The 25114-nt window shown below is 37.5% G+C and carries 21 protein-coding genes; 10 read left to right on the forward strand and 11 right to left on the reverse strand.

Features of this window, described 5'->3' with window-relative positions:
* Nucleotides 1-627 precede the first annotated feature (627 nt).
* Together P255_RS13255 and P255_RS13260 are read right to left on the reverse strand one after the other, a co-directional pair.
* Nucleotides 628-927, reverse strand: coding sequence for a hypothetical protein (locus tag P255_RS13255; RefSeq protein WP_004898141.1), 300 nt, complete (start codon nt 925-927; stop codon nt 628-630).
* Between the two features lie 3 nt (nt 928-930).
* Complete coding sequence (locus tag P255_RS13260; RefSeq protein ID WP_004898139.1) at nt 931-1569, reverse strand: AAA family ATPase; 639 nt, start codon at nt 1567-1569, stop codon at nt 931-933.
* Nucleotides 1570-1937: 368 nt separating this feature from the next.
* On the opposite strand from P255_RS13260, the gene repM reads away from it, so the two are divergent.
* From repM to P255_RS15250, 4 genes are all read left to right on the forward strand, one after another.
* Nucleotides 1938-2870: a replication initiation protein RepM gene (repM, locus tag P255_RS13265; protein ID WP_171063609.1), complete on the forward strand. Its 933-nt coding sequence runs from the start codon at nt 1938-1940 to the stop codon at nt 2868-2870.
* 1976 nt (nt 2871-4846) lie between these two features.
* Complete coding sequence (locus P255_RS13270; RefSeq protein ID WP_004898135.1) at nt 4847-6283, forward strand: cytochrome ubiquinol oxidase subunit I; 1437 nt, start codon at nt 4847-4849, stop codon at nt 6281-6283.
* On the forward strand, nt 6276-7280 hold the full coding sequence (gene cydB, locus P255_RS13275) for a cytochrome d ubiquinol oxidase subunit II (protein WP_004898133.1): 1005 nt from the start codon (nt 6276-6278) through the stop codon (nt 7278-7280). Before P255_RS13270 ends, cydB begins: the two co-directional genes overlap by 8 nt.
* 311 nt (nt 7281-7591) lie before the next feature.
* Nucleotides 7592-7837 carry a helix-turn-helix domain-containing protein gene (locus tag P255_RS15250; RefSeq protein ID WP_171063608.1) on the forward strand — a complete coding sequence of 82 codons (246 nt, stop codon included), beginning with the start codon at nt 7592-7594 and terminating at the stop codon, nt 7835-7837.
* Nucleotides 7838-7885: 48 nt separating this feature from the next.
* Here P255_RS15250 and P255_RS13280 read toward each other — a convergent pair whose 3' ends face one another.
* From P255_RS13280 to P255_RS13310, 7 genes are all read right to left on the reverse strand, one after another.
* The gene (locus tag P255_RS13280; RefSeq protein WP_004898129.1) at nt 7886-8227 is read right to left on the reverse strand and encodes a carboxymuconolactone decarboxylase family protein; all 342 of its coding nucleotides are present in this window, start codon (nt 8225-8227) and stop codon (nt 7886-7888) included.
* Between the two features lie 16 nt (nt 8228-8243).
* Complete coding sequence (locus tag P255_RS13285) at nt 8244-8639, reverse strand: rhodanese-like domain-containing protein (RefSeq protein ID WP_004898127.1); 396 nt, start codon at nt 8637-8639, stop codon at nt 8244-8246.
* Nucleotides 8640-9258: 619 nt separating this feature from the next.
* Nucleotides 9259-9615: a roadblock/LC7 domain-containing protein gene (locus tag P255_RS13290; RefSeq protein ID WP_004898125.1), complete on the reverse strand. Its 357-nt coding sequence runs from the start codon at nt 9613-9615 to the stop codon at nt 9259-9261.
* 46 nt (nt 9616-9661) lie between these two features.
* Complete coding sequence (locus tag P255_RS13295; protein ID WP_004898123.1) at nt 9662-10621, reverse strand: hypothetical protein; 960 nt, start codon at nt 10619-10621, stop codon at nt 9662-9664.
* Nucleotides 10622-10730: 109 nt separating this feature from the next.
* Nucleotides 10731-11087, reverse strand: coding sequence for a roadblock/LC7 domain-containing protein (locus P255_RS13300; RefSeq protein ID WP_044450569.1), 357 nt, complete (start codon nt 11085-11087; stop codon nt 10731-10733).
* 72 nt (nt 11088-11159) lie between these two features.
* Complete coding sequence (locus P255_RS13305) at nt 11160-11702, reverse strand: GTP-binding protein (protein ID WP_004898118.1); 543 nt, start codon at nt 11700-11702, stop codon at nt 11160-11162.
* A gap of 592 nt (nt 11703-12294) precedes the next feature.
* Nucleotides 12295-13047: a sulfite exporter TauE/SafE family protein gene (locus P255_RS13310; RefSeq protein ID WP_004898116.1), complete on the reverse strand. Its 753-nt coding sequence runs from the start codon at nt 13045-13047 to the stop codon at nt 12295-12297.
* 94 nt (nt 13048-13141) lie between these two features.
* Between P255_RS13310 and P255_RS13315 the strand changes: the two genes are divergently transcribed.
* The 5 genes from P255_RS13315 to P255_RS13335 all read left to right on the forward strand — a co-directional run bounded on the left by P255_RS13315 (nt 13142) and on the right by P255_RS13335 (nt 22468).
* Complete coding sequence (locus tag P255_RS13315; protein WP_004898115.1) at nt 13142-14035, forward strand: LysR family transcriptional regulator; 894 nt, start codon at nt 13142-13144, stop codon at nt 14033-14035.
* Nucleotides 14036-14421: 386 nt separating this feature from the next.
* Nucleotides 14422-16602, forward strand: coding sequence for a TonB-dependent siderophore receptor (locus P255_RS13320; protein WP_004898114.1), 2181 nt, complete (start codon nt 14422-14424; stop codon nt 16600-16602).
* Between the two features lie 238 nt (nt 16603-16840).
* Nucleotides 16841-18316 carry an aldehyde dehydrogenase family protein gene (locus tag P255_RS13325; protein WP_004898113.1) on the forward strand — a complete coding sequence of 492 codons (1476 nt, stop codon included), beginning with the start codon at nt 16841-16843 and terminating at the stop codon, nt 18314-18316.
* 402 nt (nt 18317-18718) lie between these two features.
* On the forward strand, nt 18719-20284 hold the full coding sequence (locus P255_RS13330; RefSeq protein ID WP_004898112.1) for a sensor domain-containing diguanylate cyclase: 1566 nt from the start codon (nt 18719-18721) through the stop codon (nt 20282-20284).
* Nucleotides 20285-20896: 612 nt separating this feature from the next.
* Nucleotides 20897-22468 carry a sensor domain-containing diguanylate cyclase gene (locus P255_RS13335; protein ID WP_035365665.1) on the forward strand — a complete coding sequence of 524 codons (1572 nt, stop codon included), beginning with the start codon at nt 20897-20899 and terminating at the stop codon, nt 22466-22468.
* Nucleotides 22469-22730: 262 nt separating this feature from the next.
* Here the strand turns inward: P255_RS13335 and P255_RS13340 are convergent, their stop codons facing one another.
* Together P255_RS13340 and P255_RS13345 are read right to left on the reverse strand one after the other, a co-directional pair.
* A complete protein-coding gene (locus P255_RS13340; RefSeq protein ID WP_004898107.1) occupies nt 22731-23567 on the reverse strand; it encodes a bifunctional transcriptional activator/DNA repair enzyme AdaA in 837 nt (278 codons plus the stop codon).
* A gap of 182 nt (nt 23568-23749) precedes the next feature.
* Complete coding sequence (locus P255_RS13345) at nt 23750-24349, reverse strand: TetR/AcrR family transcriptional regulator (protein ID WP_004898105.1); 600 nt, start codon at nt 24347-24349, stop codon at nt 23750-23752.
* 120 nt (nt 24350-24469) lie between these two features.
* On the opposite strand from P255_RS13345, the gene P255_RS13350 reads away from it, so the two are divergent.
* Nucleotides 24470-25099: an NAD(P)H-dependent oxidoreductase gene (locus tag P255_RS13350; RefSeq protein ID WP_004898103.1), complete on the forward strand. Its 630-nt coding sequence runs from the start codon at nt 24470-24472 to the stop codon at nt 25097-25099.
* Nucleotides 25100-25114: the final 15 nt, after the last annotated feature.

Consider the following 25114-nt stretch of genomic DNA (forward strand, 5'->3'; position numbering starts at 1 on the left):
AAGTTATGAAGTTATGAAGTTATGAAGTTATGAAGTTATGAAGTTATGAAGTTATGATATTTAACCCTACATAAGTTTGTAAATAATTTTATCTTATTATTTATTATAAATTAAAGTATTAGCAGTGACCGCTTAGGGCATACAAAATTAGATGATAAAGTCGTTTATTGCTAAAGTCATATTTTAGAGCTTCACCAATTAGCTCAGAATCCCCTTTTTGCTTTTTGATCTTCGAGTATAAGTCTGTCTAAATCTTGATCAGATAAGGGATGAAAGGCGTTATGAGCTTGTAATCGAATTATACAAAAGCATTCACAATTATTCACATTGAGGCCTAAACAATGGCTATGTGAAGCAGGAGTATTAGCTCTCCAGATTGCAAAACTACAATCGCTTATATCTTTCTGCCTATCAAGGTTAGTGCCTAGAATACAACTTTGCTGTCATCGGGTATTGTGACTGGCTGGAACCATGATGTGATCTATATCGAAATTGAGACGTTATTGAGATTATCTTTTATTTTGAGTTCTTAACTCAGCCTGCTGCCAAGGCTTATTCTTTTATTATTACATTGCCTGATTCTGTTACTCAGGTGATAAATAACAAATTCAGGCAATGACACAAAAATTACTGGCTCTTTTTATGAATTAATGCCTGAAACTCTTCAGGAGTCTGCTCAGCCAATGATTCTAAAGCCATTCTGACAATACTCGATCTATTGACACGGGCATTGTTGCTTTTAACAATTAAATCATCAATGAGTTGGTTCAATTCCTCATTTAATGAGAAGGTACAACGAACAAATTTTTTCTGAGAAACTTCCAGATTTTTAACTCTTTTTTCTGCGCCAGAGATAAAACTATCAACAAGCTGATCTTGTTCTAAAAGCTCTTCCGTTTTCTTCTTCAAACCGCTCAAACCTGCCATAAATTACACTCCTAAAAATTCTTGTGCGATGCCTTCAATTTCAGCTTTTGCTTTAAGGTCGCTGGTTACTTCAAATACAGAAAGACCATTTTCATCAGCATCGTCGTAAACATTTCGATTCGTTGTAATTTGATTCAATGCTTTAATACCAAAAGATAAACATGCATCTTTAGCATCTAAAATACGTTGAACTTGTGATGGTAATGTTGGGCATTGGGTAATAATTGCACGAGCATTTAAATCAGGATTGACTGCTTTTGCTAACTTTAACACTTGCTCCATATGATCCAGTGTCTTTAGATCTCTACGTTTTGGTCTAAAAGGCAATAACATATGTGTTGCTATTGTCATTGCAGAACGTAATGCTTCAGAATCTTGACCACCCGCATCAATTACAATGTCTTGATATCTTTTTGCCAAATCTTTTAAAACAAGGCGAATGTTGCCTGATGCTTGAACAGAAGGAATATTTTTTAACTGTTCATTATCATCGCGTTCTTTAATCCAATCTGTCGTTGTACCTTGTGGATCTGCATCGAGTAAAAGTACATCTCTATTTTTGGTTTGCAAATAAACACTTAAATTTTGAGCAAGGCAGCTTTTACCTGCACCGCCTTTTTCACCACCGACTAAAATAATCATAAGTTATGCAAGTTACGTAATTTTGTTAAAAGTAATGTATAGTGTTTTATTATTTGAATCAACTATTAAGAAATACAAATTTAAAAAAGTTATCCACAAGTAATTATATATTTTTAAATTTATATATATTTTTAAATTTATATTTATAAATGGCCTGCAAGCTTTATTCTATATGGTATCTGGAGGATATATATGGACGTTTTCCTGTCAATATATGGACGTTTTCCTTGATTCATATGGACGTTTTCCTGTCAATATATGGACGTTTTCCTGTCATTCATGGACATTTTCCTGTCATCAAAAAATCTTCCATTTATGGACAGTAAGTGGTAATGTCCATAAATGGTTTTATTATCATTAAACACAATATGGCAAATGTAATTTATAAAGATAACAACCTTATTGAAGCATCGTACGCTTTAAGCTTGTCTGAGCAACGCTTAATTTTAATTGCAATTATTGCAGCTCGAGACATTGAACAAGATCTTACAGCTGATACGATGCTCACGATTCATGCATCTGAATATATGAAGCACTTCAATCTAGAGCGCCAATCTGCTTATGAAGCACTCCAGGCTGCATGTGACAATCTTTTTGAACGTAAACTGACTTATAAAGCAATTGATCCTCAGACAGGCAAATTAGCGGTTTACAAGAGCCGCTGGGTATCTAAAGTCGGTTACGTTAAAGAAGCAGCGTGCGCGCAATTGGTTTTTGCTCCCGATATTTTACAGTTGTTTGTCAAACTCGAAGAAAAATTTACTCGTTATGAATTGAAACAGATTTCTCAATTATCGAGTGTCTATGCCATACGTTTGTATGAACTTCTGATTCGATGGCGAGGTAAAGGTAAATTATATATTAGTGTTTCTCAACTCCGTGAAAAACTTGGTTTACTTGAAAATGAATATCAAGTCATGGGCGATTTCAAAAAGCGTGTACTGACGGTTGCAATCGACCAGATCAATAAGTTTACCGATATTGATGTGAGCTATACACAAAAAAAAGAAGGAAGAACAATTACACATATAGAGTTCTCTTTCGATCTTAAAACAACACTCATCAAAAATGAGATTTTATTAGAACCAACATATTCACTGACAGCAAAACAATGTGCTTTTTTTGCTCAGAAATTGTGTGATCTTACGCTATATCCAAAATTCGGAGCTAAATATGCCAATATCGGTGAATCAATTGAAGAATTCCGCGAGAGAATCTCTCTTGAGCTTTTAGAGCAAGAAAATGTGAAGAAGTACTATCCGTATTTATTAGAAGTTGGGTTTAAGGAAAAATTTAAATAATTCAAATACCATCCAAGCCAAAACTGATAAGTACTCTGTTTAGTTTTATAAAAAGTTTTTATAAAAAGTTTGATAAGTATTGCATAAGCGTTCTCTCCAAGATTTTTTTAGATATTTCGCATTTTTAGATCATCATTACATCTGGATATAAATTTCATCCATTTCTTTTGAGCAAGGTATGCTGATAAAGCAAATTTTGGCATTGATGCTGCAAAATAGCCGTAAAGCCAGTTACGAGTATATCTAAGCATGATTACCAGCTTTTGAGCTTTGGTGAGCTCATATGCTTGAGAGTGAAGGCCTTTCAATGGGTAGCTGGAAACCCTGTAAATTCGTGCTATGTAGAGTCTTCTAGTATACAGACATGCTTATGATAAAAGTAGAATAGCTCATAACTTTCATAAGTTATTTAACTTTACAACTTATGAGGTAATTTATCTGTGATACAGATCAGGGTGAAATCGATATGCTGTTGCTGATGATCAATAGCCAGTCATTATCTACATATATGGACAGATTCCTGACAAAACTTAAGATTCATAACTTGTGTAACTTTCATAAGTTAAATAACTTATATAACTTATAAAATGATGGTCGAGTTACCAGTCACGCTAATCAGAATAAAATCAATAATTTTTTGCTGATGATCAATCTTCAGCCACTATATGCATATATGGACAGATTCCTGACAAAACTTAAGACTCATAACTTTTGTAACTTACATAAGTTAAGTAACTTTATAACTTGTGAATCAATCATTGATTTATCTGTGATGCAGATCGTATTGAAATCAATAAGTTTTTGCTGATCATCAATCTTCAGCCACTATGTACATATATGGACAGATTCCTGACAAAATCTAAGATTTATAACTTTTGTAACTTGCATAAGTTAAATAACTTTATAATTTGTAAAATGATTTTCGAGTTACCAGTCATTCTGATCATAATAAAATCAATATGTTCTTGTTGATGATCAATGTTCAGTCATTACATGCATATATGGACAGATTCCTGACAAAACTTAGGATTTATAACTTATGTAACTCTCATAAGTTAAATAACTTTATAACTTATGAATCGATGATTAATTTATCTGTGCTACAGATCATGATGAAATCAATATGTTCTTCCTGATCACCAATCTTCAGTCACTATGTGCATATATGGACAGATTCCTGACAAAACTTAAGACTCGTAACTTATGTAACTTACATAAGTTAAATAACTTTGTAATACAGAAAATTCAGAATTTAACCCTATGTACCGCTTGATCCAGATTCAGCAAATAGGGGATTACGAAAATCTATATGGAAAGAGAGAAATAGAAACAGGGCTTTATCTGGTTTAAAAACTCAACTGAAGCAAATTCAGATTAGTTCATCTCAGGCATGAATACACACTAGAAGTACAGCATATTTTAAACATACAAATTGCGCATGCAGCATCACAGCTTTCATATACGTTGCTATGAATATATGGATAAAGCAGTCTAAACGTAGAATTAAATACTCAGCTTTCAAAGCATCTGTTCTTGAATTGCATGAAAATATTCAATTTTGGTACTGTTTTTTGATTTAAGAATAGATTTTATAAAGTAGAAAATTGATCTTGTTTATATTTCAAATGTTTCGATTGTAATGTTTCACTGTATCTACTGAAACAATTTTGCAATATTTATTTTTCATAAATTTATATCTGTTATTCATTAGTTATTGATATTTATATAAATAAAATTTATTTCTGATTTGGCATCAAATTTGCGTTAACGCTAAAGCAGCGTTTGCTTCTGTCAGAAAATTTTGATGTCAATTTTAGATTTTGCTGTGCAATTTTCTGACCTAAGCCAACTGTATGTTTAAGACGATGAACATTTATTTTGAACAAAACTTTTAAATTGTATGAAGAAGGTGAATAAATGACGATGTCTGGCTGGCTGGTGATGCAAGAGTTCGTTCACCAAAAAGAGGTCAAGCAATGAGCCTCGGATTAACAGCGTTGGAACTGGCGCGTATTCAGTTTGCGTTTACAGTCTCTTTCCATATTATTTTTCCTGCCACTTCGATTGGATTAGCCTGTTTTCTAGCTGTACTGGAATGGCGTTGGTTAAAAACGCGTGATCCTGTGTATCGGGATTTATTTAAATACTGGATCAAAATTTTTGCTGTGGCTTTTGGCATGGGTGTAGTGTCGGGTGTGGTCATGAGTTATCAGTTCGGCACGAACTGGGCTGAATTCTCACGTATTGCTGGTGGTATCACGGGACCTTTACTCAGTTATGAAGTGCTTTCTGCATTTTTCCTTGAAGCAGGCTTCCTCGGTATCATGATGTTTGGCTGGGGGCGAGTTGGCGAACGCGCTCATTTTTTTGCTACGTTGATGGTTGCCATCGGTACATGTATTTCCATGTTCTGGATTTTGTCTTCCAATAGCTGGATGCAAACGCCGCAAGGATTTGCGATTGAAAATGGGGTGATTGTACCCAAAGATTGGCTTGCAATCGTTTTCAACCCATCTTTCCCGTACCGCTTTGCACATATGGCCGTGGCTGCATTTTTAGTATCAGCACTGGTTGTTGCAGGAACCTCGGCATGGCATTTGCTCAGAGGGCGTCGGGACGTTTTGGTTAAACGCTCATTTTCCATGGCGTTATGGATGATTTTATTTGCTGCACCAGCTCAGGTTTTGGTTGGTGATCAACATGGTTTAAACACATTGCATCATCAACCCGCCAAACTGGCAGCGATCGAAGGGCACTGGGAAACCAATCATCATGAATCCATGCCACTGTATCTGTTTGGTATTCCGAACATGCAAACTGAACATACAGATTATGCGGTCGGTATTCCATATTTAGGTAGTCTGATTCTGACTCATGAACTCAATGGTGAAGTCAAAGGCCTTAAAGATTTCACTCCTGAGGACCGCCCAAATTCAACGGTATTGTTCTGGAGTTTCCGTTTAATGGTGAGTCTGGGCATGTTAATGCTACTGCTTGCACTGTCTGGCTTATTGCTGCGTAAAGGCAATAAGTTGTACGAAACATCGTGGTTGCATAAATTCGCCATCATTATGGGGCCGACGGGATATATCGCGCTGCTTGCTGGGTGGTTTACCACTGAAATGGGGCGTCAGCCATGGGTCGTTTATGGTGTTTTACGTACCAAAGATGCGTTATCAGGTGTGCCTGCGACTCAGGTCGGTTTTACTTTAATTTTGTTTGTGGTGGTCTATACCGTGGTGTTCGGTACAAGTGTGTACTACATCTTCAAACTCATGCACAAAGGCCCTCAGTTTATCTATGCCCAACCTGAAGAAATGGCAGGTGTTGGGCATTTTAAAACCCCAATGCGTCCACTAAGTGCAGTTGATGAAAGCATTGATCAACCAACTCAGGAGCAGAAGCATGATTGATTTATCTATCATTTGGGCAGTCATTATTGCACTCGGTGTGTTGATTTATGTGGTACTCGATGGCTTTGATTTAGGGATTGGCATTTTATTTCCTTTTATCAAGGATCCGCACAAACGTGATGTGATGATGAACACGGTTGCTCCTGTTTGGGATGGTAATGAAACATGGATGGTTCTGGGCGGGGCAGGGCTGTTTGCAGCCTTTCCTATGGTATATGCCACCGTGCTTTCAGCGCTGTATTTACCGATTGTCATGATGTTGATTGCCCTGATTTTTCGGGGTGTAGCATTCGAATTCCGTTTTAAAGCACAGCGTTCGAAACACCTTTGGGATGCGGCATTTATCTGGGGTTCAACCCTTGCCAGCTTTTTTCAGGGGATTTTGCTCGGGGCTTATATTCAGGGCATTCATACGCAGCACGGTATTTTTTCTGGTGGAAGCTGGGACTGGTTAACGCCTTTTTCCGTTTTCACAGGCATCGGCGTGGTGGTGATGTATGCGGCATTGGGCTGTGCATGGCTGATCCTGAAAACTGAGCATGATTTACAGCACAGTATGTATCGTTTAATGCCCAAGTTTGTGCTGGCACTGCTGGTGATTTTTGCAGGGGTGAGTTTGTATACGCCATATTCGCAACCTGCGATTGCCGCACGCTGGTTAAATCCGGCGCAACTGATCTATTTCAGCCCCGTACCAGTTTTGGTGCTGTTGTTTAGCTTTTTAATTTGGAAAGCCTGTCGCCAAAAACATGAATTTCGGCCTTTTATTTATACCCTTGTGCTGATGTTTCTTGCTTATACGGGCTTCCTGATTAGCTTGTGGCCAAACATTATTCCACCATCGGTCACAATCTGGCAAGCCGCAGCGCCAGCCAATAGTCAGTTGTTTGCGCTGATCGGGGCATTGTTACTCATTCCGATCATTCTAATTTATACCATCATGGCGTACTGGGTATTTCGTGACAAAGTCCGTGTGGGTGATGAAGGTTATCATTAGGATGCATGTGATATGAAAAAATCTGAAATGCAATGGTTTATAGGACTGTGGTTATTGGGTTTTTTAGGGTTAGGTATAATTGCTGCTATTTTTAGAGGGTTATTATTTCTGGCTTATTAATAAGATTTATTTCAGAAACCCATTTTATTTACCTCGCTAGGAAAAATAAAATGGGTATAAATATTTAGGAAAGAGACCTAAGCGAAATAAATGAATTTTAAAATGTGCTGAATATAAGTAAATCCGTTTGCTTATATTCAAGATTTTTGATTTTAATATAGATAAATAAAATAGATTAATTGTGGGGTGGTATGATATTAATCGCACAGCAACATCGATTTAATTATTCAAATCTTTCAGATATTCAGCCGAAAGATATTGTTTTTGCACGCAAGCGCTCAAAAATATCCCAAAATGAATTGGCCAGTATTTTAGGTATATCGGTTAGAACACTAGAAAGTTGGGAAAGAGGGCATCGAAAACCCTCACGTGCAGCACAATCTTTACTCAGGTTGTTTATTCGAGCACCTAATTTATTGGTCACTTATTTAACCTGAAAACAAAAAAACAAATCACCTAAAAAAGGTGATTTGTTTTATTTTAAATTATTGATTTTGATTAAATTCTTCAAAAGCCTCAATCGCATTTGCCGCATACATCAGAGAAGGACCTCCTCCCATATAAACTGCCACAGACAGGACTTCATTTAGCTCTTCTAAGGTCATGCCCATTTTCACAAGGCTGCGAGTATGAAAGCCAATGCATCCATCACAGCGATTGGCAACTCCAATTGCAAGCGCAATTAATTCTTTGGTTTTGGCATCGATGACGCCTTCTTTCATGCTGCTTTGTGCTAAAGCATTAAAATTCTTCATTGTTTCAGGAGAATTTTGGCGAATGGTTTTAATGTTGTTGGAAATGTTGTGCGTAAGTTCAGTAAATTTCATAATGATTTCCGTTTGATTATTGAACGATTGGGAAATTGGCGTCTTGCCATGCTTGCATGCCGCCTGCGATAGAGAAAACGTGTGGAAAACCCATATTTTGCAGAGAAAGTGCAGCAAGTGCCGAGCGGCCACCTGAGCGACAAATCAAGTAAATTTCATGTTGAGATAACGCTTCTAGAGCGACCAAGGTGTCACAGTGCTGTAAAACAGAAGGGTGCTGGTGAATACGCATTTCTAAAACACCACGAGGCATATTTACCGCATGTTCAATATAACCTGCTTGATATTCATCAGGTTCACGGATATCAATTAAGATAATATGAGGGTTACTGGATTTTGATTTTAAATCTTGGATGGAGATTTCCTTGATTTTAGATTTAGCCTCATCAACCAACTGGTTTGAAGTTTTCATTTCCACTCCGCATTTAAATATCATTGTTGATTATTTAAACTAAATTATAGAGATAAATATAGCAGGATGAAAGATTATTTTTGATTTAAATTTTATTTAAATTGTTTCATGATTTTATTTTATCGATCTTGCAATTTATGGCTATATGTCTCAAATTTACTCAGGAAGAAAATAAACTGGATGTGAAAATGTGAAACAAGTTTAGTGTGCGAAGTTTTTTGATTATGGAGATGGGCTGTTTTGCGAATAAATGTGTTGGTTATGGCTCAGTCTATTATTGGAAATGGTGTTTGCCCATGACTGGAGACAAGGTGAGGATACTGGGAGCAGCCCAGTTCAAATCATAAAAAAGCCGACATTCTGTCGGGGGGTGTTGTATTGGTTTACTCTGTAGAACGCCTGTCGTACTGTAGTGTCTTGGTGCGTATCTATATTTTTATTTGAAGTAACCGAGACCGAGCCTTTCTAAATTAAAAAATTCACCATAGTAATAGACTTCTTTCATCACTTTTCCCCCGCTTTGTTTTTCCTCATAGGGAGAAATAAAAGGGGGTTATGAAAGAAGCCTAATAAGTAGATCAAGCAGACATGCTCAGATCACTTTGTTTTGAATACAAGATTAAGAAAAGTCCAATTCTTTTTCAAACGCTTTGAGTTCAAAGCGCGCCATCGCCAAATTTGATTTTGGACGATCTAAAACAAGATACAGAAATAAATTCTCATTGCTTTCAAGAGGACGAATCAAATGATATTGCTTACCTAAGGTAATTAAAATATCTTCAATATTATCATTCAATTGAAGTGCTTTCGCGACTTTACGTTTTGAGCGTATGACTTCGGTATTGCCTGCCGCAGCAAGTTCTAAATCTATGCTTGTTCCTTGCGTGGCTAAAGCTAAACCACTCTCACTATCTACCAACGCTGCTGCAATAAAACCATCTATACCAGTTAGACTATCTAAAACAATACGACTCATTTTACTTCCTACCTTAAGTTAAGGGTTTCCCCGTCAGAACATTGATTTAAAGACCCAGTTTTTTACGCAGTTTTGTGAAAAAACTGCGAACTTTAACCAACTGTTTTTGATCAGTTGATTCACTATTTCTCATGAATTTAGCTTCATCAGAAACAACATACGAACCCATTTTGAGCATATAGCTAGTCGCAACAAACCTTATGATTTGTTGTTCGGGAATATTTAACCGATTGATGACCATTTGAATCTGAGCACCTTGGGCGAAACATGCCGCAATCTTTAATAAATTTCGACGTTTATCGCCCTGTTCGAATTTTGGCCAAATCTCTAATTTAAAATACTGATTGGTCTGAATCTCGGGAAGTTGTATATCCGTAGAACGATATGCCACTTCCCAAAGCCAGCTACGTAAATCTTGTGCGGGTTGATTTTTAATGGTTTCTTGCACAAAGTGATTTGTGGCATAGGTCTGATTTAAGCTGTTATCAAAAACAATGATGGGATGAGATGGATTGACCCAGACGCGCTCTGTCATGGTGTCGACTAAAGCTAAAAATCCCCGATAGTCGAGTAACTGGATAAAGCCATTTCGAGGCAATAAGCATTGATTAAATATAGTCGTGAGAGCAGCAGATTTTTCTACAGTTGCAGAGGGGAAATTAAGGGCATAACCCGATGCATAATCAAAGAATTTCTCTTGTATCCATGCACGTAAATCTTCTAGCTGCGTTACAGGATAAGCTAAAGTGTCATCAACAATCTTTCCCTGCTGTTCTGGAACTTTAACCAGACGTAGGTACTGTATATGAATCTGCGAAAGAATTTTTTGAATGATCGATGAAGCAAAAAAAGCATCGTTAACCATCAACAGGTCGATGTTTTTTTCAGAGATATTGACCCAGCGTACTTCGACCCCATGGGGAATAGATAACAATATTTGGGTTTTAAACTGCTCAAGCACATGTGGACTAACACCAAACACAGCAATATGTAAAAACTTTTTCATTTTCTAACCGTATTAAGCTATGTATCATTGCGATAGATCATTAAATTCATTTAAATACAGTGAATTAAATGAAAATTAACAGTCACGTGTTTTTCATGTATGCAATCATCTATATCTGGATTTGAGCTAAAGATGCGGAAGTTTTTTTGATTGCATAGAGCATTTGCCCCATGAGAATATCAGGTGAGCCTACCGCGATAATCAGCATCGGATAGTGCGCATGTTCTACACCCGTTAAAACCACATGCCCATTTTCCGCATTCAGTGAAATAGTCTTACAGCCGACTAAGTTGATTTCTGAAATGAAAGCGGACACCATAGCCAGAATGGAGCTAGAGACGGCCGCAATTTTTCCACTATTTTCCAACTTTTTCTTACTTGCCAAAGCCAATTCAAAACCATCCGAAGAACACAGCATGACAAACTCAAGACCGCTTACATTATTTAAGAATTCTTGAATTTGCATACGGCCAGTTTCAATCAATGCTTGTGGAATCTGGCGTGAAAGGGTATTGGTATTCACTTGTTGACTCGTCCTTTAAACCATTGCAATTGCGTGAGTTTCAATCGAAGCAATGAGTACTTCAACCATGAGTAGAACATCATCTTTTTGTCGGGCATCTATCGCAAAAATTGGATAACTGTAGTGGTGTAGACTCATCCAGTCCCGATAAATCTTGAGGATTTGTTCATCGTGTTGATCGACATGGGTAATCCCGATCACAATATTTTGACTATGGCTTTCAAAAGCGCTGATATAGCTTTGTAAATCTTGCAAACGATTTGCACATGAATGATCGATTAAAATACTGACGCCAATTGCGCCTTTGCAGACGATAGACCACATAAAATCAAAACGATCTTGGCCGGGGGTGCCATACAGTCCGATTTTAGTGTCATCCTCAAGCACGATTTCACCATAGTCGATTCCGACTGTCGTGGAATATTTGCTATGTCTATTGATATCTGTATTGATTGCTTCAGTTTCTACGACAGGAATGTCGGAGAGCGCCTTAATTGCTGCTGATTTTCCAGCACCCATACTGCCGCCAAAAACAATTTTATATTGATGTAAAATCATATAGATACTCTCTTTCTATCAAGATTTAATAAGATATAAAATCTATTTGGTCGTTTCCGAATTAAAGCAGACACGATGTCACCCTAGATTGAACCAGCTGCTGACGAGTAGGTGGAACAAGCGAAGGATGAATTCAACATCGGGATATCTTGCAAACGGAGCTTATGGCTGGCAACGTGAATAAACTGTGAATTTATTTGATATTTTAAGAATGAATGTGATTTTTATTGCCAGATGCAGCAAGAGATTGCTTAAAGCTATTTGGGTTTTTCTTGGCTCGTGTCAAAGCTGCATCATATCCAGCAAAAATAATTTATAGGCTTAAGGGCTAAAGCTATGATGTTTTCAAGACGTTGTCTAGCAGATGAAATCTCGTAGAAAATTGTTAATATCGATTTAATTTTGCACAAATTTCATCTGCCAAGTGCCTGTTTTTATATAAATATCAGTCCATATGTGTATTTTTAGGTTGAGCATAGTTTTTCTTGGCAGTGTTTGCTCTTGTCCCTGTTACTTTGAACTGATGAAAGTCTTGGATCGCGAAAAACTGCTGATTATGCTGCAAATGTGAAACTGATACATTTCCATGCCCTTAACCAACAGCCAGATAACGAATCAACAGGCTGATGCCTGAACAAAGAACCAAAATATAAATGAATTGATTAAAGCGGCTTAAACTCATTTTTGCCATGATTTTTTTGCCAATATAAACGCCACAGAGCATACTGGGAATCAGCAGTATGACCAAGCCCAACAATGGTAAAGAATACAGTCCCATCAATAGACACAAAATTAGCCGTAGGCTGGTGCTGAGTGAAATGAGGACACTTTGTGTGGATTGAATCTGTAGTTTGTTCGGGAGTTTTTGTTGTAAATATAGTGCATATAAAAACCCACCACTGCCAAATAATGCACCAAACAAGCCACCAAATAGCCCTACTGGAATATGTAAATAGGCTCGGGAAGATGGATGAGAGATAGGCTTCTTGAACAATTGGTACAGGCTATAACCGATACAAAAAATGGCCATAAATAAGAGCAATAACATGGGTGGACGCGTGGCCAGCAGATAAATACCCAAACCTGCGCCGAGGCTCATAAATGGGAAAAGTTGCCGCACTTGATGGTATTCAACGCTTGACTGTAATTGATACCAGTTTTTGATAGAAGCAATTGCATCAAGAATCACGATCATGGGAATGATTTGATTCAGCGGCATATATAGACTTAACCACGGAGCAGCAATCAGTGTTGTTCCAAACCCAGAAAAACCAAAAACGATATAGGAGAGGAAAATAATAGGGAGATAAACCCAATTCCACTGCATAAATAACCAATCCAACATATAAATTCCTCTTTTCTTTTTTATGAGCATAAGGCACTCTTTTGATCTAATCTAATTCAAAATTTTGAATAAACGATCTAAAAAAGAGATCAATATGCCAAGCATGAAGCAATTGCAGTACTTAAAGAAAATTGTGGAGACAGGGAGTTATCATCAGGCTGCCGAGCAATTATTTATTGCACAGTCGGCATTGAGCCGCCAGATTTTGCTGCTTGAAGATGAACTGGGATTTCAAATTTTTAATCGAGAACTGCGACAAATTCGGTTAACGCCCGCAGGTGCCTATTTTTATAAAAAAACCAGTCAACTGTTACAGGCATTGCAGCAATCAACACTACAGGCACAAGAACTGAGTCAGGGAAAACAAGCCTATTTCACCTTGGCTCATTCTAGTAGTATTGGTTTATCTGAAAATTTTTTACAGAAAACTCAGCAGTTTGCCTTGATGCAACAGGTGAGTATGGAGATCGGTCAATATTCTTCAGAACAGCAGATTGAACTGTTAACCAATCGTCAGTTGGATATAGGCATATTACGTTTGCCGGTGCTGACGCATGATTATGCTGAACTGGAACTGGTCGAATATCAAAAAGAACGCCTTTATGCTGTGTTGCCATCACAACATGCGTTAGCAAACTGTACGGTTTTACAGGTATCTGATTTAAAAAACGAGAAGTTTGTTTCTGTGCCGCATCCTGAACGTGGCGGTATGAGTTATGTATTACGCAGTTTATGTGTTGCTTCAGGATTTAACCCGCAACCTGCGGCTGTACGTTCGCGTAAACGTATGCAATTGATTTTGGTACAGCAAGGTTTTGGTGTAAGCATTATTGCTGAGTCTATGATTGACCGCACTCTTATGGCCGTAAATTATGTTCCACTTTCGGATCAGGCTGCTTATGCTCAAGTAGTTATTGCATATCATCGACAGGCCAGTCCACTGTTAAAAAATTATGTTCAGGACTTATGCGATGTTTCCAGCTCATAAGTTCTTGGATTTGTATTCTTGAATATCAATCAGCTAATTTAATCTAAATACAATATCCGCAAAAAATTGCAGCGATGCGGTTTCATCAACAAATAGCAATCACCCAATATACATCGAGGTCAAGGCAGTTAAGACGTAATTTAGCTGAGGACTTCGTGAAAAATGCCTGTGGTAGAAGGCAGACTTGCATCTGTTTGCACCCGACAGAGGTGAAATGATCTGACCATCATCTGATGATTTGCATCGAAAATTGCCTTTCATCGGGATAAATGCCCAAAATCTACAGATGATGGCGAGAAAGCCTTGTTTAAAATCAAAAAAATGTGAATACTCATGCCCGCAAAAATACAAGCTTGCAAATTTTCTTTTTGGGTTAGGCAAACACCGTGAACACGTATCCATTTTCATTTTCTCGTTTACAACAGGCATTACTGGCTGTTAGCTCATTGTCATATTTGGGACTGAGTCCAGTATTGGCACATGCTGAAGATGATCTTCAGCAACTGGCAACTATTACCGTGTCGGCGAAAAAGTCACAGTCAGCGTATTATCAGCCCAAAGTCAATTTGTCAGGCTTTGTCCAGCAAAATATTCTGAATATTCCTGCATCTATCAGTACGGTGACCGCAGAACGTATCGCCGATCAGCATGCCAAAACGCTCACCGATGTGGTGAAAAATGATGCTGCGGTTGGTGATGGTTATGCCGCGATTGGGTATTATCCAAACTTTATGATGCGCGGTTTTGCCTTAAATCTTGGGTCGAGTTACTTGCTCAATGGCAATCTGCTACGCGGTGAGCAAAATGTTGCACTGGAAAATAAAGAACAAGTCGAAATTCTAAAAGGCATTAGTGCCATGCAAAGTGGCATGTCAACGCCAGGTGGAGTGGTCAACTATGTCACCAAACGCCCGAAAGACATTCATTCTGTGACGGTTGAAACGGACAGTCATGCTGGTAACCGTGTTGCAACGGATTTTGGTGGTTTTCTCGGTGAAGATCAGCAGTTTGGCTATCGTCTCAATCTCGCCAAAGAAGAAATGCATCCTTATGTGGAACATGCCAATGGACAGCGTGCGTTTGGCTCTCTGGCTTTGGACTGGAAAATTTCAGATCGTTCAAAACTCGAATTTGATATCGAATCGCAGCGCCAACGCCAACGCTCTGTCCCAGGTTATCAGTTACTTGGTGGCACGACTGTACCAAGTGGCATCAGTTGGGATCGCCTGTTAGGCTATCAAAGCTGGGGTAAACCAGTGACCGATGAAAGTCTCAATACTAGTCTCAAATATATTTATCAAGTCAATGATAACTGGACAGCTCATCTTACGGCTTCACAAAGCCGAGCAGTGATTGATGATTATTCTTCATTCCCATATGGATGTTCAACGATTGGTGTTTGTCAAGTAACAGGCTTAGGCAATACCTTTGACCCAAATGGGAATTATGACATTTATGATTACCGCAGCCCCAATGACACTTATGTGACCAATCAGTTTAAAGCGAGCTTAAACGGAAAATTTGATACAGGTACATGGTTGCATACGGTGAGTCTTGAATTGTCTCAGACTTATAAACGCCATGCCCAGTATGAATCTACCAATAGTATGGTCTGGGTTGGTACAGGTAATATTTACAGCAATAGTGCGACCTATAGCCCTACGACTGCAACTCTGGGTAAGCACTACAAATCTTTAGAAAGTCAGCAAACAGCATTAAACTTGCTTGATCAGATCGATTTTAATTCACAGTGGTCAGTCTTGCTGGGTGGGAAGTTACTACATTTAAATGAAAATGCTTATGCTGCTGACGGCAACAATATCCGCGATACCAATTTTAATCGCTTCCTTCCGCAACTTGCGCTGATGTATCAACCTTGGGAGCGTACTCATGTGTATGCTTCTTATGCCAAAGGTTTAAGTGATGGTGGGCAAGCGCCTTGGTATGCCAATAATGCCGATACGACTTTGGCACCTGTGCATTCAACGCAGTATGAGTTGGGAATTAAACAGCAGTGGAAAGCATTACTCTTTACCGCAGCAGTGTTTGATTTAAAACAGGACAATCAATATACCAATACTGCGGGTGATTATGTCACCGATGGTCAACAGCACAATGTCGGTTTGGAACTGGGTCTGCAAGGTCGTTTAAACCAAAACCTAGACATCACCTCTACTTTAGCTCTGACTCGTTCACGCCTTGCGGGCATACAAACGGCTGAATATCAGAGTCATCAAACCCAGAACGTTCCAACCTTGCGCTTTGCCAGCCACTTGTCCTACCAAGTACCACAGATTGATGGGCTGAGACTGTTGGCGGGCATGCAGTACAGCAGCAGTAAATATGCCAACAAATCGGGTACAGTCAAAGTGCCTGGCTATAGCATATTTGATGCGGGTACAGCCTATAATTTCCGTGCCTACGGGTATGACAACACGCTTCGACTCAATATTGACAACTTGTTCAATAAAAAATACTGGCGTGATGCAGGCAGCTTTTTGGGAGATGACTATCTGTTCCTTGGTGCGCCACGTACAGCACAATTGTCATGGACTGTGAATTTCTAAAATAAATAGATTTCTTTCATCATTGTTTACACCCTCTTTAATTTTCTCCCGTAGGGAGAAAGAAAAGGGATTGATGAAAGAAATCTAATATTCGGTTATTTAATTCAAACTGCCTGAGAGGATACCTTAAGCAGTTTTTTTATTTTGGGTTATTTAATCCAATGCTGGGACTAAAAATTGCACTTAAAATCCTGTTACACTCAAATATGCCAGATTTGCAGAAAATTACAGGATAGTGATGTCATACCAGCAGTTATATATTAATGGTCAGTGGCTTAGCCCGAAAAATGGGCAAACGTTTAGCAGTATTGACCCGAGCAATGAACAGGAAATTGCCCAAGTTGCGGCGGCATCGGTTGAAGATGCTGAACTTGCTGTCCAAGCTGCTCGACAGGCATTTGATCAAACTGACTGGGCAAATCAGCCTAAGCAACGTGCAGCCTATTTGCGTGCGATAGCCCAAGAAATCCGTAACCAGTTAGATGCACTCGCTGAATTAGAAGTCCGTGATAATGGCAAGCCTTTGCCTGAAGCGGTTTGGGATATTCAAGATGCTGCAGGCTGCTTTGACTTTTATGCCGACTTGGCGGAACAACTTGATCCCAACCATGAAGAAAATATCCCTCTTGCTGATGAACGCTTTAACAGTGTCGTGCGTAAAGAAGCCGTGGGCGTAGCATGTGCGATTATTCCTTGGAACTATCCACTCCTGATGGCAGCATGGAAGGTTGCACCCGCACTTGCCGCAGGTTGTACCCTGATTTTAAAACCTGCCGAGGCGACGTCATTAACTGCGATTGAACTGGGTCGGATTGCTGAAAAAGTCGGTTTGCCAGCAGGAGTGTTGAATATTGTCACAGGCATTGGTGGTGAAATCGGGCCATATTTAACTGCGCACCCTGAAATTGACAAGGTTGCTTTTACGGGGAGTGTGCCTGTGGGCAAGCAGATCATGCAATCTGCAGCACATAACGTCAAAAACTTAAGTCTGGAACTGGGCGGAAAATCAGCCTTTATTATTTTCTCTGATAGTGATCTTGACGCGGCCGTGGAATGGATCATGTTTGGCATTTTCTGGAATCAGGGACAGGTATGTTCGGCAACTTCACGAGTGCTAGTCCAACAGGAAATTTACCCTGAATTATTGCAACGTCTAAGTGCTGCTGCACAAAAAATCAAAATTGGCAATGGTTTGGATGCCGATGTCAAACTTGGTCCACTGGTCAATGCCAAACAATATCAACAAGTGATGCAGGCGATTCGACAAGGGCAAGCGGATGGCGTGCAATTGCTCAGTGGTGGACAGCGTCCTGCGCATTTGCCACAAGGTTATTATGTAGAACCGACGATTTTTGTGGATGTGCCATTAGAACATCCGCTATGGACAGATGAAATTTTTGGCCCTGTAGTCGCTATTCGTGCTTTTCAACATGAGCAAGAAGCGATTCAACTTGCCAATAATTCCATTTTTGGTTTAGCAGGTGCGGTAATGTCGAAAGACTTGGCTCGTTGCCAACGGGTTGCACGTAAACTACGCGCAGGGATTATCTGGATTAATTGCTCACAACCGACCTTTACCGAAGCGCCATGGGGTGGTTATAAGCAAAGCGGTATTGGGCGTGAGCTGGGAGTTTGGGGATTAGAGAATTATTTGGAAATCAAGCAGATAACCAGCTATAGTAGTGACCAGCCTTGGGGATGGTACACTTCCTGATATTAAGTTTTTTTACTCTAAAAAATTTCAGGAAACATAAGGCAAGGCTAGACATATATTTTCACGCAATAGGCTTTTTCATCAGCCCTTTTTTTCTCTTGCATTTTATTGAAAAATATTTCAATTTTGCTTAGGAAGAAAAATAAAGAAGGTGTGAGCAATGATGAAACAAGCCTAATGTGGTGAGTGCTTTCACGGCAGCGCATTAAATTTTAAATGCCTAAATGGTATTTCGTTATTGTTTAAAATTGCTAAATAATTTTCTGTTTTTCAAGGCTAATCATACCTTCTAAAATAGTTATTAAAAATAGACTTAGATAATGAATATATATTTTACTTGTTAAGTTTTAAGTTATACTATTTTAAAATAGAAAAAAATGATGAATTCATGACTGATACAAAATGACCTTTAAAAAATTCATTTATTCACTAGATTTGAACTTACGGAAGTTGATTTTGTATCTTTCGATTTTTAGTGTCGTGAGTTTATTTATTGTATCTTTAGTCATGAGTTATTATATAGAAAAGCATGAGCTTTTACATAATGCTTTATCGGTTAATGCAGAGTATGCTGCTAAAATTGCCAATAGCTCAGGCAGTCATTTTAAAATGATGCAAAAGGAGTTGGCATATAGTGCGGAAATTTTAGGAAAAAACTTTAATAATCAAAAATATATGCAAAATGAGGTCGATCGTTTAAAGTATCAGTCCAATTATTTCAATAGCGTAACTATTTCCGATAAAAATGGTAAGTTTTTAAGTTTTGCACCATTAAAACTAAATTTTCAAAAAAATAAAGTGATTAGAAGTTTAGGATTTAAACTCTCTTTAGAGAAACAAGCTCCGGTTATTTCTCCACCCTATTATGGTACAAGTAAAAATTTATTAATTTTTATCTCACACCCCATTTTTGATGAGAAACATCATTATTTAGGATTTATTGGTGCAACTATTTATTTAAAACATGACAATATTTTAAATAAAATGCTTTCTAGCCATTATGGTTACAGGCATAACTATATGTATGTGGTTGACCAGAATAAATATATTTTATTTCACCCTGACATGAATAAAATTGGTCAATTATCCAATATTAATATTCAAAGCCTTGTAGGTAAAAACCGTGGCGAAATTCGTTTGAACGATGAGAATGGAAATGAATGGTTAGCGGGTTTTGCACGCATTCCAACTACAGGCTGGATGGTGATTTCTCAACAACCTGCGAGTGAGTTACTTAAAGAAACCAGCGAAACAGTTTATGAAATGCTGGTGGGAATGTTGCTATTTTATATCCTGATTTTCTTTGTTATCTGGAAAATTTCCTATTTAATTTCAAGTCCTTTGTCTCTATTGGCAAACATGGCAAGTCATCTGCATAAGCCTGACATTGAGGCAAGCATTGAACGTGTTAATCCTTGGTTTGTTGAGGTACGTCAGTTCAAAAGCGCATTGTTAATCAGTTCACAACATTTTAAGGACACGATTTCAAAACTTAAATTCTATATGCACACCGATCCACTCACTCATTTATATAATCGGCGTGGTATGGGATTGTCTGTGGCTCATTTTATTGAAACAAACATTCCGTTTGCAATCATCTCGATTGATATCGATTATTTTAAGAAAATTAATGATACGTTTGGGCATGACCAAGGTGACGTAATTTTAAAAGAAATTGCCAACCATATTCGTTCTAATTTCCGTGATGAAGATATTTGTTGTCGTAGTGGTGGTGAAGAATTTGTGGTTTTGGCTGCTAGGCTAAAATTGGAAAATGCTGTAAATCTAGCAGAGCGCTTACGTCAAAAAATTGAAAGTACATCAATGCCTTTAGTGGGTGAAGTCACAATTTCTATTGGTATTTCACACTGGCCAACCACTTCACAAAATATAAAAACTGTATTTAAACGTGCGGATGAGTGTTTGTATAATGCCAAGGCTGATGGAAGAAATTGCACCCGTTTTTAAGGTTTAAAAACACCTAAACCCTATTTATATATTATATATTATTCACCGAATTATTTTTCTTTCTGAGCAGAAATATAACTAAGTTTTAATTTATTAAATATTTTTATCAGTATATTTTAGACTGCTTTCATAATGGCTTACATCCTCTTTCTTTTTTTTCATGATTTTATTAAAAAAAATAACAAAAACTATGATGAAAAAAGCCTAGCATAAACATTATAAAAAATCATAGTCATTTTTTATTTATAAATTAAATATTTAAATATCAAAGATATATAACTGAGATATAAAAATAAAATACAGAATGAGTGATAAAGATACACTTACATTAGATTTGTGATGTGATGCCAAATGATCAGCTAAATTTCATATGTATATAAAAATAATAAAATGTGATTTTGTTCTCATTTTATTGATTTTTTTTTAAACTAGACTCATTTTATAAGGTGGTTTTTATCATAAATTACGTTGAAATACATTTCAATCTTACTCAGTAAGAAAAATAAAAAGGATGAAAACTTATGATTTATAATAAATAAGCATATTTCTTTTGATTATTATTTACGTTTAATCGTATAATTTTTTGAATCAAATTTGAAGTAATCAATGTTAATGTGGCTAAGAAAAATCATTTACTCACTTAATTTAGACCTGAGAAAACTTATTCTGTGTCTCGCTGCATTTAGCGTTTTTAGTTTATTTATTGCTTCATTACTTGTCAGCTATTATGTCCAGAAAAAAGAGCTGATACAAAATGCATTATCAGTCAACCTAGAATATGCTCAAAAAATCGCCAATGGAACGGATAGCCACTTTTCCATTATGCAGCATGAACTCGCTTATAGTGCTGCCTTGCTAGGACAGAATTTTAATAATGCTCAGCTACGTCAAACTGAAGTTGAACGCCTGAAGTATCAATCGAATTATTTTAATAGTGTGCTGATCTCCGATAGCACTGGGCGTTTTCTGAGCTATGCACCAGCTCAGTTAAAACTCAATACAAATGTGGTGAATCATACTATAGGCGTAAAATCCTCACTGCAAAAGAAAGCAGCATTTATTAGTTCGCCTTATTATTCGATTAAAAATAATCTCATCATTTTTATTTCACAGCCGATTTTTGACCAGCAGCATCGTTATTTGGGATTTATAGCGGCTTCAATTTATTTAAAGCAAGACAATATTTTAAATCAGATGCTTGCCAGCAAATATGGCTATAAGAAAAATTATATGTATGTCATGGATAGTTCCAGAAGAATTATTTTTCATCCCAATGGAAAACGTATAGGTGAGACTGTAAAGAATAATACAGGTCTGGATGCGATGACCCACAATAAACAAGGCTCCATTCGTTTGATCAATAGTCTAGGAATTGATAACTTGGCAGGCTTTGCTCGTGTTCCCTCAACCAATTGGATTGTGGTATCACAACAGCCAACACATGAACTTTTGGATCAGGCCAATAAAATAATTTATAAAATTTTATTTGGTATGTCATTATTTTATATTTTGATTTTTCTAATTATCTGGCGAGTTGCTTACCTGATTTCTAACCCACTCTCTGATCTGGCAAAAATGGCAAGCGATCTTAGCCATCCTGAAATAGATGAAAAAATTAAACAGGTTGAGCCGTGGTTTGTCGAGGTATTGAAGTTTAAAATTTCCTTATTGCTCAGTTCACAATATTTTAAACAAACGATTAACGAGCTAAATTATCATGTGAATACTGACCCGCTCACAGGTTTATATAATCGTCGTGGTATGGATCTGTTTATCGATGATCTGGTAAAAACCAATACTGAGTTTGCGGTTATTTTTATTGATATTGATCATTTTAAAAAGATTAATGACACCTTTGGACATGATAAAGGTGATCTCGTACTCAAAGAGCTGGCTGCTTATATTAAATCGAATTTCCGTAGTGATGATGTGTGCTGTCGAATTGGGGGGGAAGAATTTGTGGTACTTGCTCCAATTTTTGACTTGGATTTTAGTTATTCTTTAGCAGAAAATTTGAGAAAAAGTTTAGAAAATCATCAAATTGATCTTGTTGGTACAATTACTGTATCGATCGGGATAGCATATTGGCCATTAAGTTCAAAAAATGTAGAAACGGTATTTAAAATTGCCGATCAGAATTTGTATCGTGCTAAAAATGAAGGGCGTAACTGTATTCGAATGTAGTTGGAATCAATAAACTTCTTTCATCCGCCATTCTATTTTCCTTATGCTATTGTGAAAATAGATTTAAAGTTCGCTCAGAAACAATAATCCGAGACAATGAGGAAAGGGCAAAACGAATAGATATCGTATATTTCTATCAGATTCAGGATGTGCTTTCTTGCCTTTATACTTCCTGTTGTTACTGAAAGCTAAATACTCGTTCAAACGGCTATATTAAAAAAATTATATTCAAATACTGATACCGTTGTTTAAATATTTTGAACTATGGCTGTTGCTGTGCCGCTTCCCATGCAATGATGGCCGCTTTACGGGTGATACCCCAACGATAACCACCCAATACGCCAGATGCCTGAATCACTCGATGGCAGGGAATTAAGAATGCCACAGGGTTGCGTCCAATCGCGGTGCCAACAGCACGCGAGGCTTTGGGTTGACCAATTTGTTGGGCAATACTGGCATAACTACATAGTGCACCTTGCGGAATTTTTAATAAACTTTCCCAAACCTTGAGTTGAAATTCACTGGCTTTTAAATGCAGTTTTAACTGTGGAAGATTGGCTTCATTCTGCATAAAAATTGCCAATGCCTGTTGCTGTTTGATCTCCAGCATCTGCTGGAAATCTGCATTTGGAAACTGTGTTTGTAACTGCTGTAGCGCAAGCATGGGGTTGTCGAAACTTAAAGCACAAATACCTTTTGAAGTTGATGCAATAAACGCTGCGCCAAAGGGAGTATCATGTACCCAGTGTTTAATAGTGAGCTGCTTGCCGCCTTGTTGGTATTCGGCAGGGCTCATTCCTTCAATTTGAACAAACAAATCATGTAAGCGGCTGCTGCTCGACAATCCAGTCGCATAAGTTGCTTCTAAAATGGCATTTTGGCTGCTATGTTGCAGCACCTGTTTCGCATATGCCAAGCTGGTATATTGTAAAAACTTTTTTGGACTGGTGCCTGCCCATTGACTAAATAAACGCTGAAAGTGTGCAGGACTTAAATGTACTTGTGCTGCAATTTCAGCAAGACTTGGTTGCTGCATAAAGTTTTTATGAATATATTCAATTGCTTGAGCAATGCGTTGATAATCGCGTTCGGTAGACATAAGCAAACTCAAGTTAAACAAAATCTACCTTAACAAGTTGTGAATAAAAAATAAATCCAGATCATGCGCAACTTTAAGAACATCACTGGCACAGTGATATATTACTTTTAGTGGATTGAAATGATTAGAAATACTTATCAATCTGGTCTAATTTATTCATTGAAAAAAGTTTGATCAAATCATTAAATTTGTCCAATCAAACGCTGAATAATAATTTGAATGTATTTGTTTAGATCATCTTTAAAAATCATATATTGCAGAGCTAAACCGTAACTTAATGAAATAATTTCCAAGATTTTTGCTTCAAGCTGTTCTGCGTCAACTTGCTTGTAGTGTGAGAAAAGTTGAATCAAGATTTTAGAAATTTGTTCGTGATGAGTTTGCCAAACTTGTTTATATTCAGTAGCGAAACTTTCTTCACGTGCTGCATACAGTTGTAGTTCGATTGAAATCTTTAACCACTCATCATTTTGAAAAAAGTCAGTCAGCCAAAGTTCAAGTTTTTCTAGCAATGAAGAAAAATCCGAATCGATTTGAGTCATGATTTTTTGTAATTGGGCATTTTCCTGCTCAAACTGACTCTTCATAAGCGTGAGTAAGAACTCTTCTTTATGACTAAAATTCGAGTAAAAAGCACCTTGAGTATATCCTGCATATTTTGAGATATTTCTGATAGATACAGCGCTATATCCTTGCTCAGAAATCAAATGAAATCCTGCATTGATTAAGTGTAATCGAGTCTGTATCTGTTTCTCATCACGAGATATTTTAGCGTGTTCCATAACTGTGTTTAGATTTTAAATATCACTTGCTATCTTAAATTTTATGCGATAAGTTTGCCATCTATATTTCAAATATCACTTGATATCTGAAATTATAATTTTAAAAATTTAGAGAAAATTATGAATGCTTCAACTTCAATAAGAAAAATCGTCGTGATCAATGGTCATCCTTCAGTAAGCAGTTTTAATCATGCATTGGTACAGGCTTATGCTGATTCGGCTGCTGAACAAGGTGTATGGGTTGATGTAATTGAAATAGGTCAATTGAATTTTGACCCAAATTTAAAATATGGCTATGAAAAAAGAATGAATTTAGAGCCTGATTTGGTTGAGGCTTGGAGAAAAATCATGGAGGCTGATCATCTTGTCTGGATTTTTCCTGTTTGGTGGGGAGGGCTTCCTGCGATTACAAAAGGTTTTATTGACCGTGTTTTTCTGCCTTCTATGGCATTTAGTTATTACGATAAAAGCAATTGGATTCGCGGGCATCTACAAAATAAAACAGCTCGAATTGTGACGACCTTAGACCAATCAGGTTGGACTTATAAATGGTATTTTGGAGAGCCAAGCACTCGGCAGCTTAAACAAGCAACCTTACAATTTTGTGGCGTTAAAAAAGTCAAAACTCATTATATGGGTTCGATTCGTGGTTCAAGCGCTACTCAACGGGAAAAATGGTTACAGTCTATTGTAAAAATGGCACAGCAGGATGGTCATTATTTGTTGGCTAAAGTGTTGGCCGTTCATTGATACAAAATTTAAAAT

Origin of the sequence: Acinetobacter brisouii CIP 110357 (assembly GCF_000488275.1) — a bacterium.
Lineage (GTDB): Bacteria > Pseudomonadota > Gammaproteobacteria > Pseudomonadales > Moraxellaceae > Acinetobacter > Acinetobacter brisouii.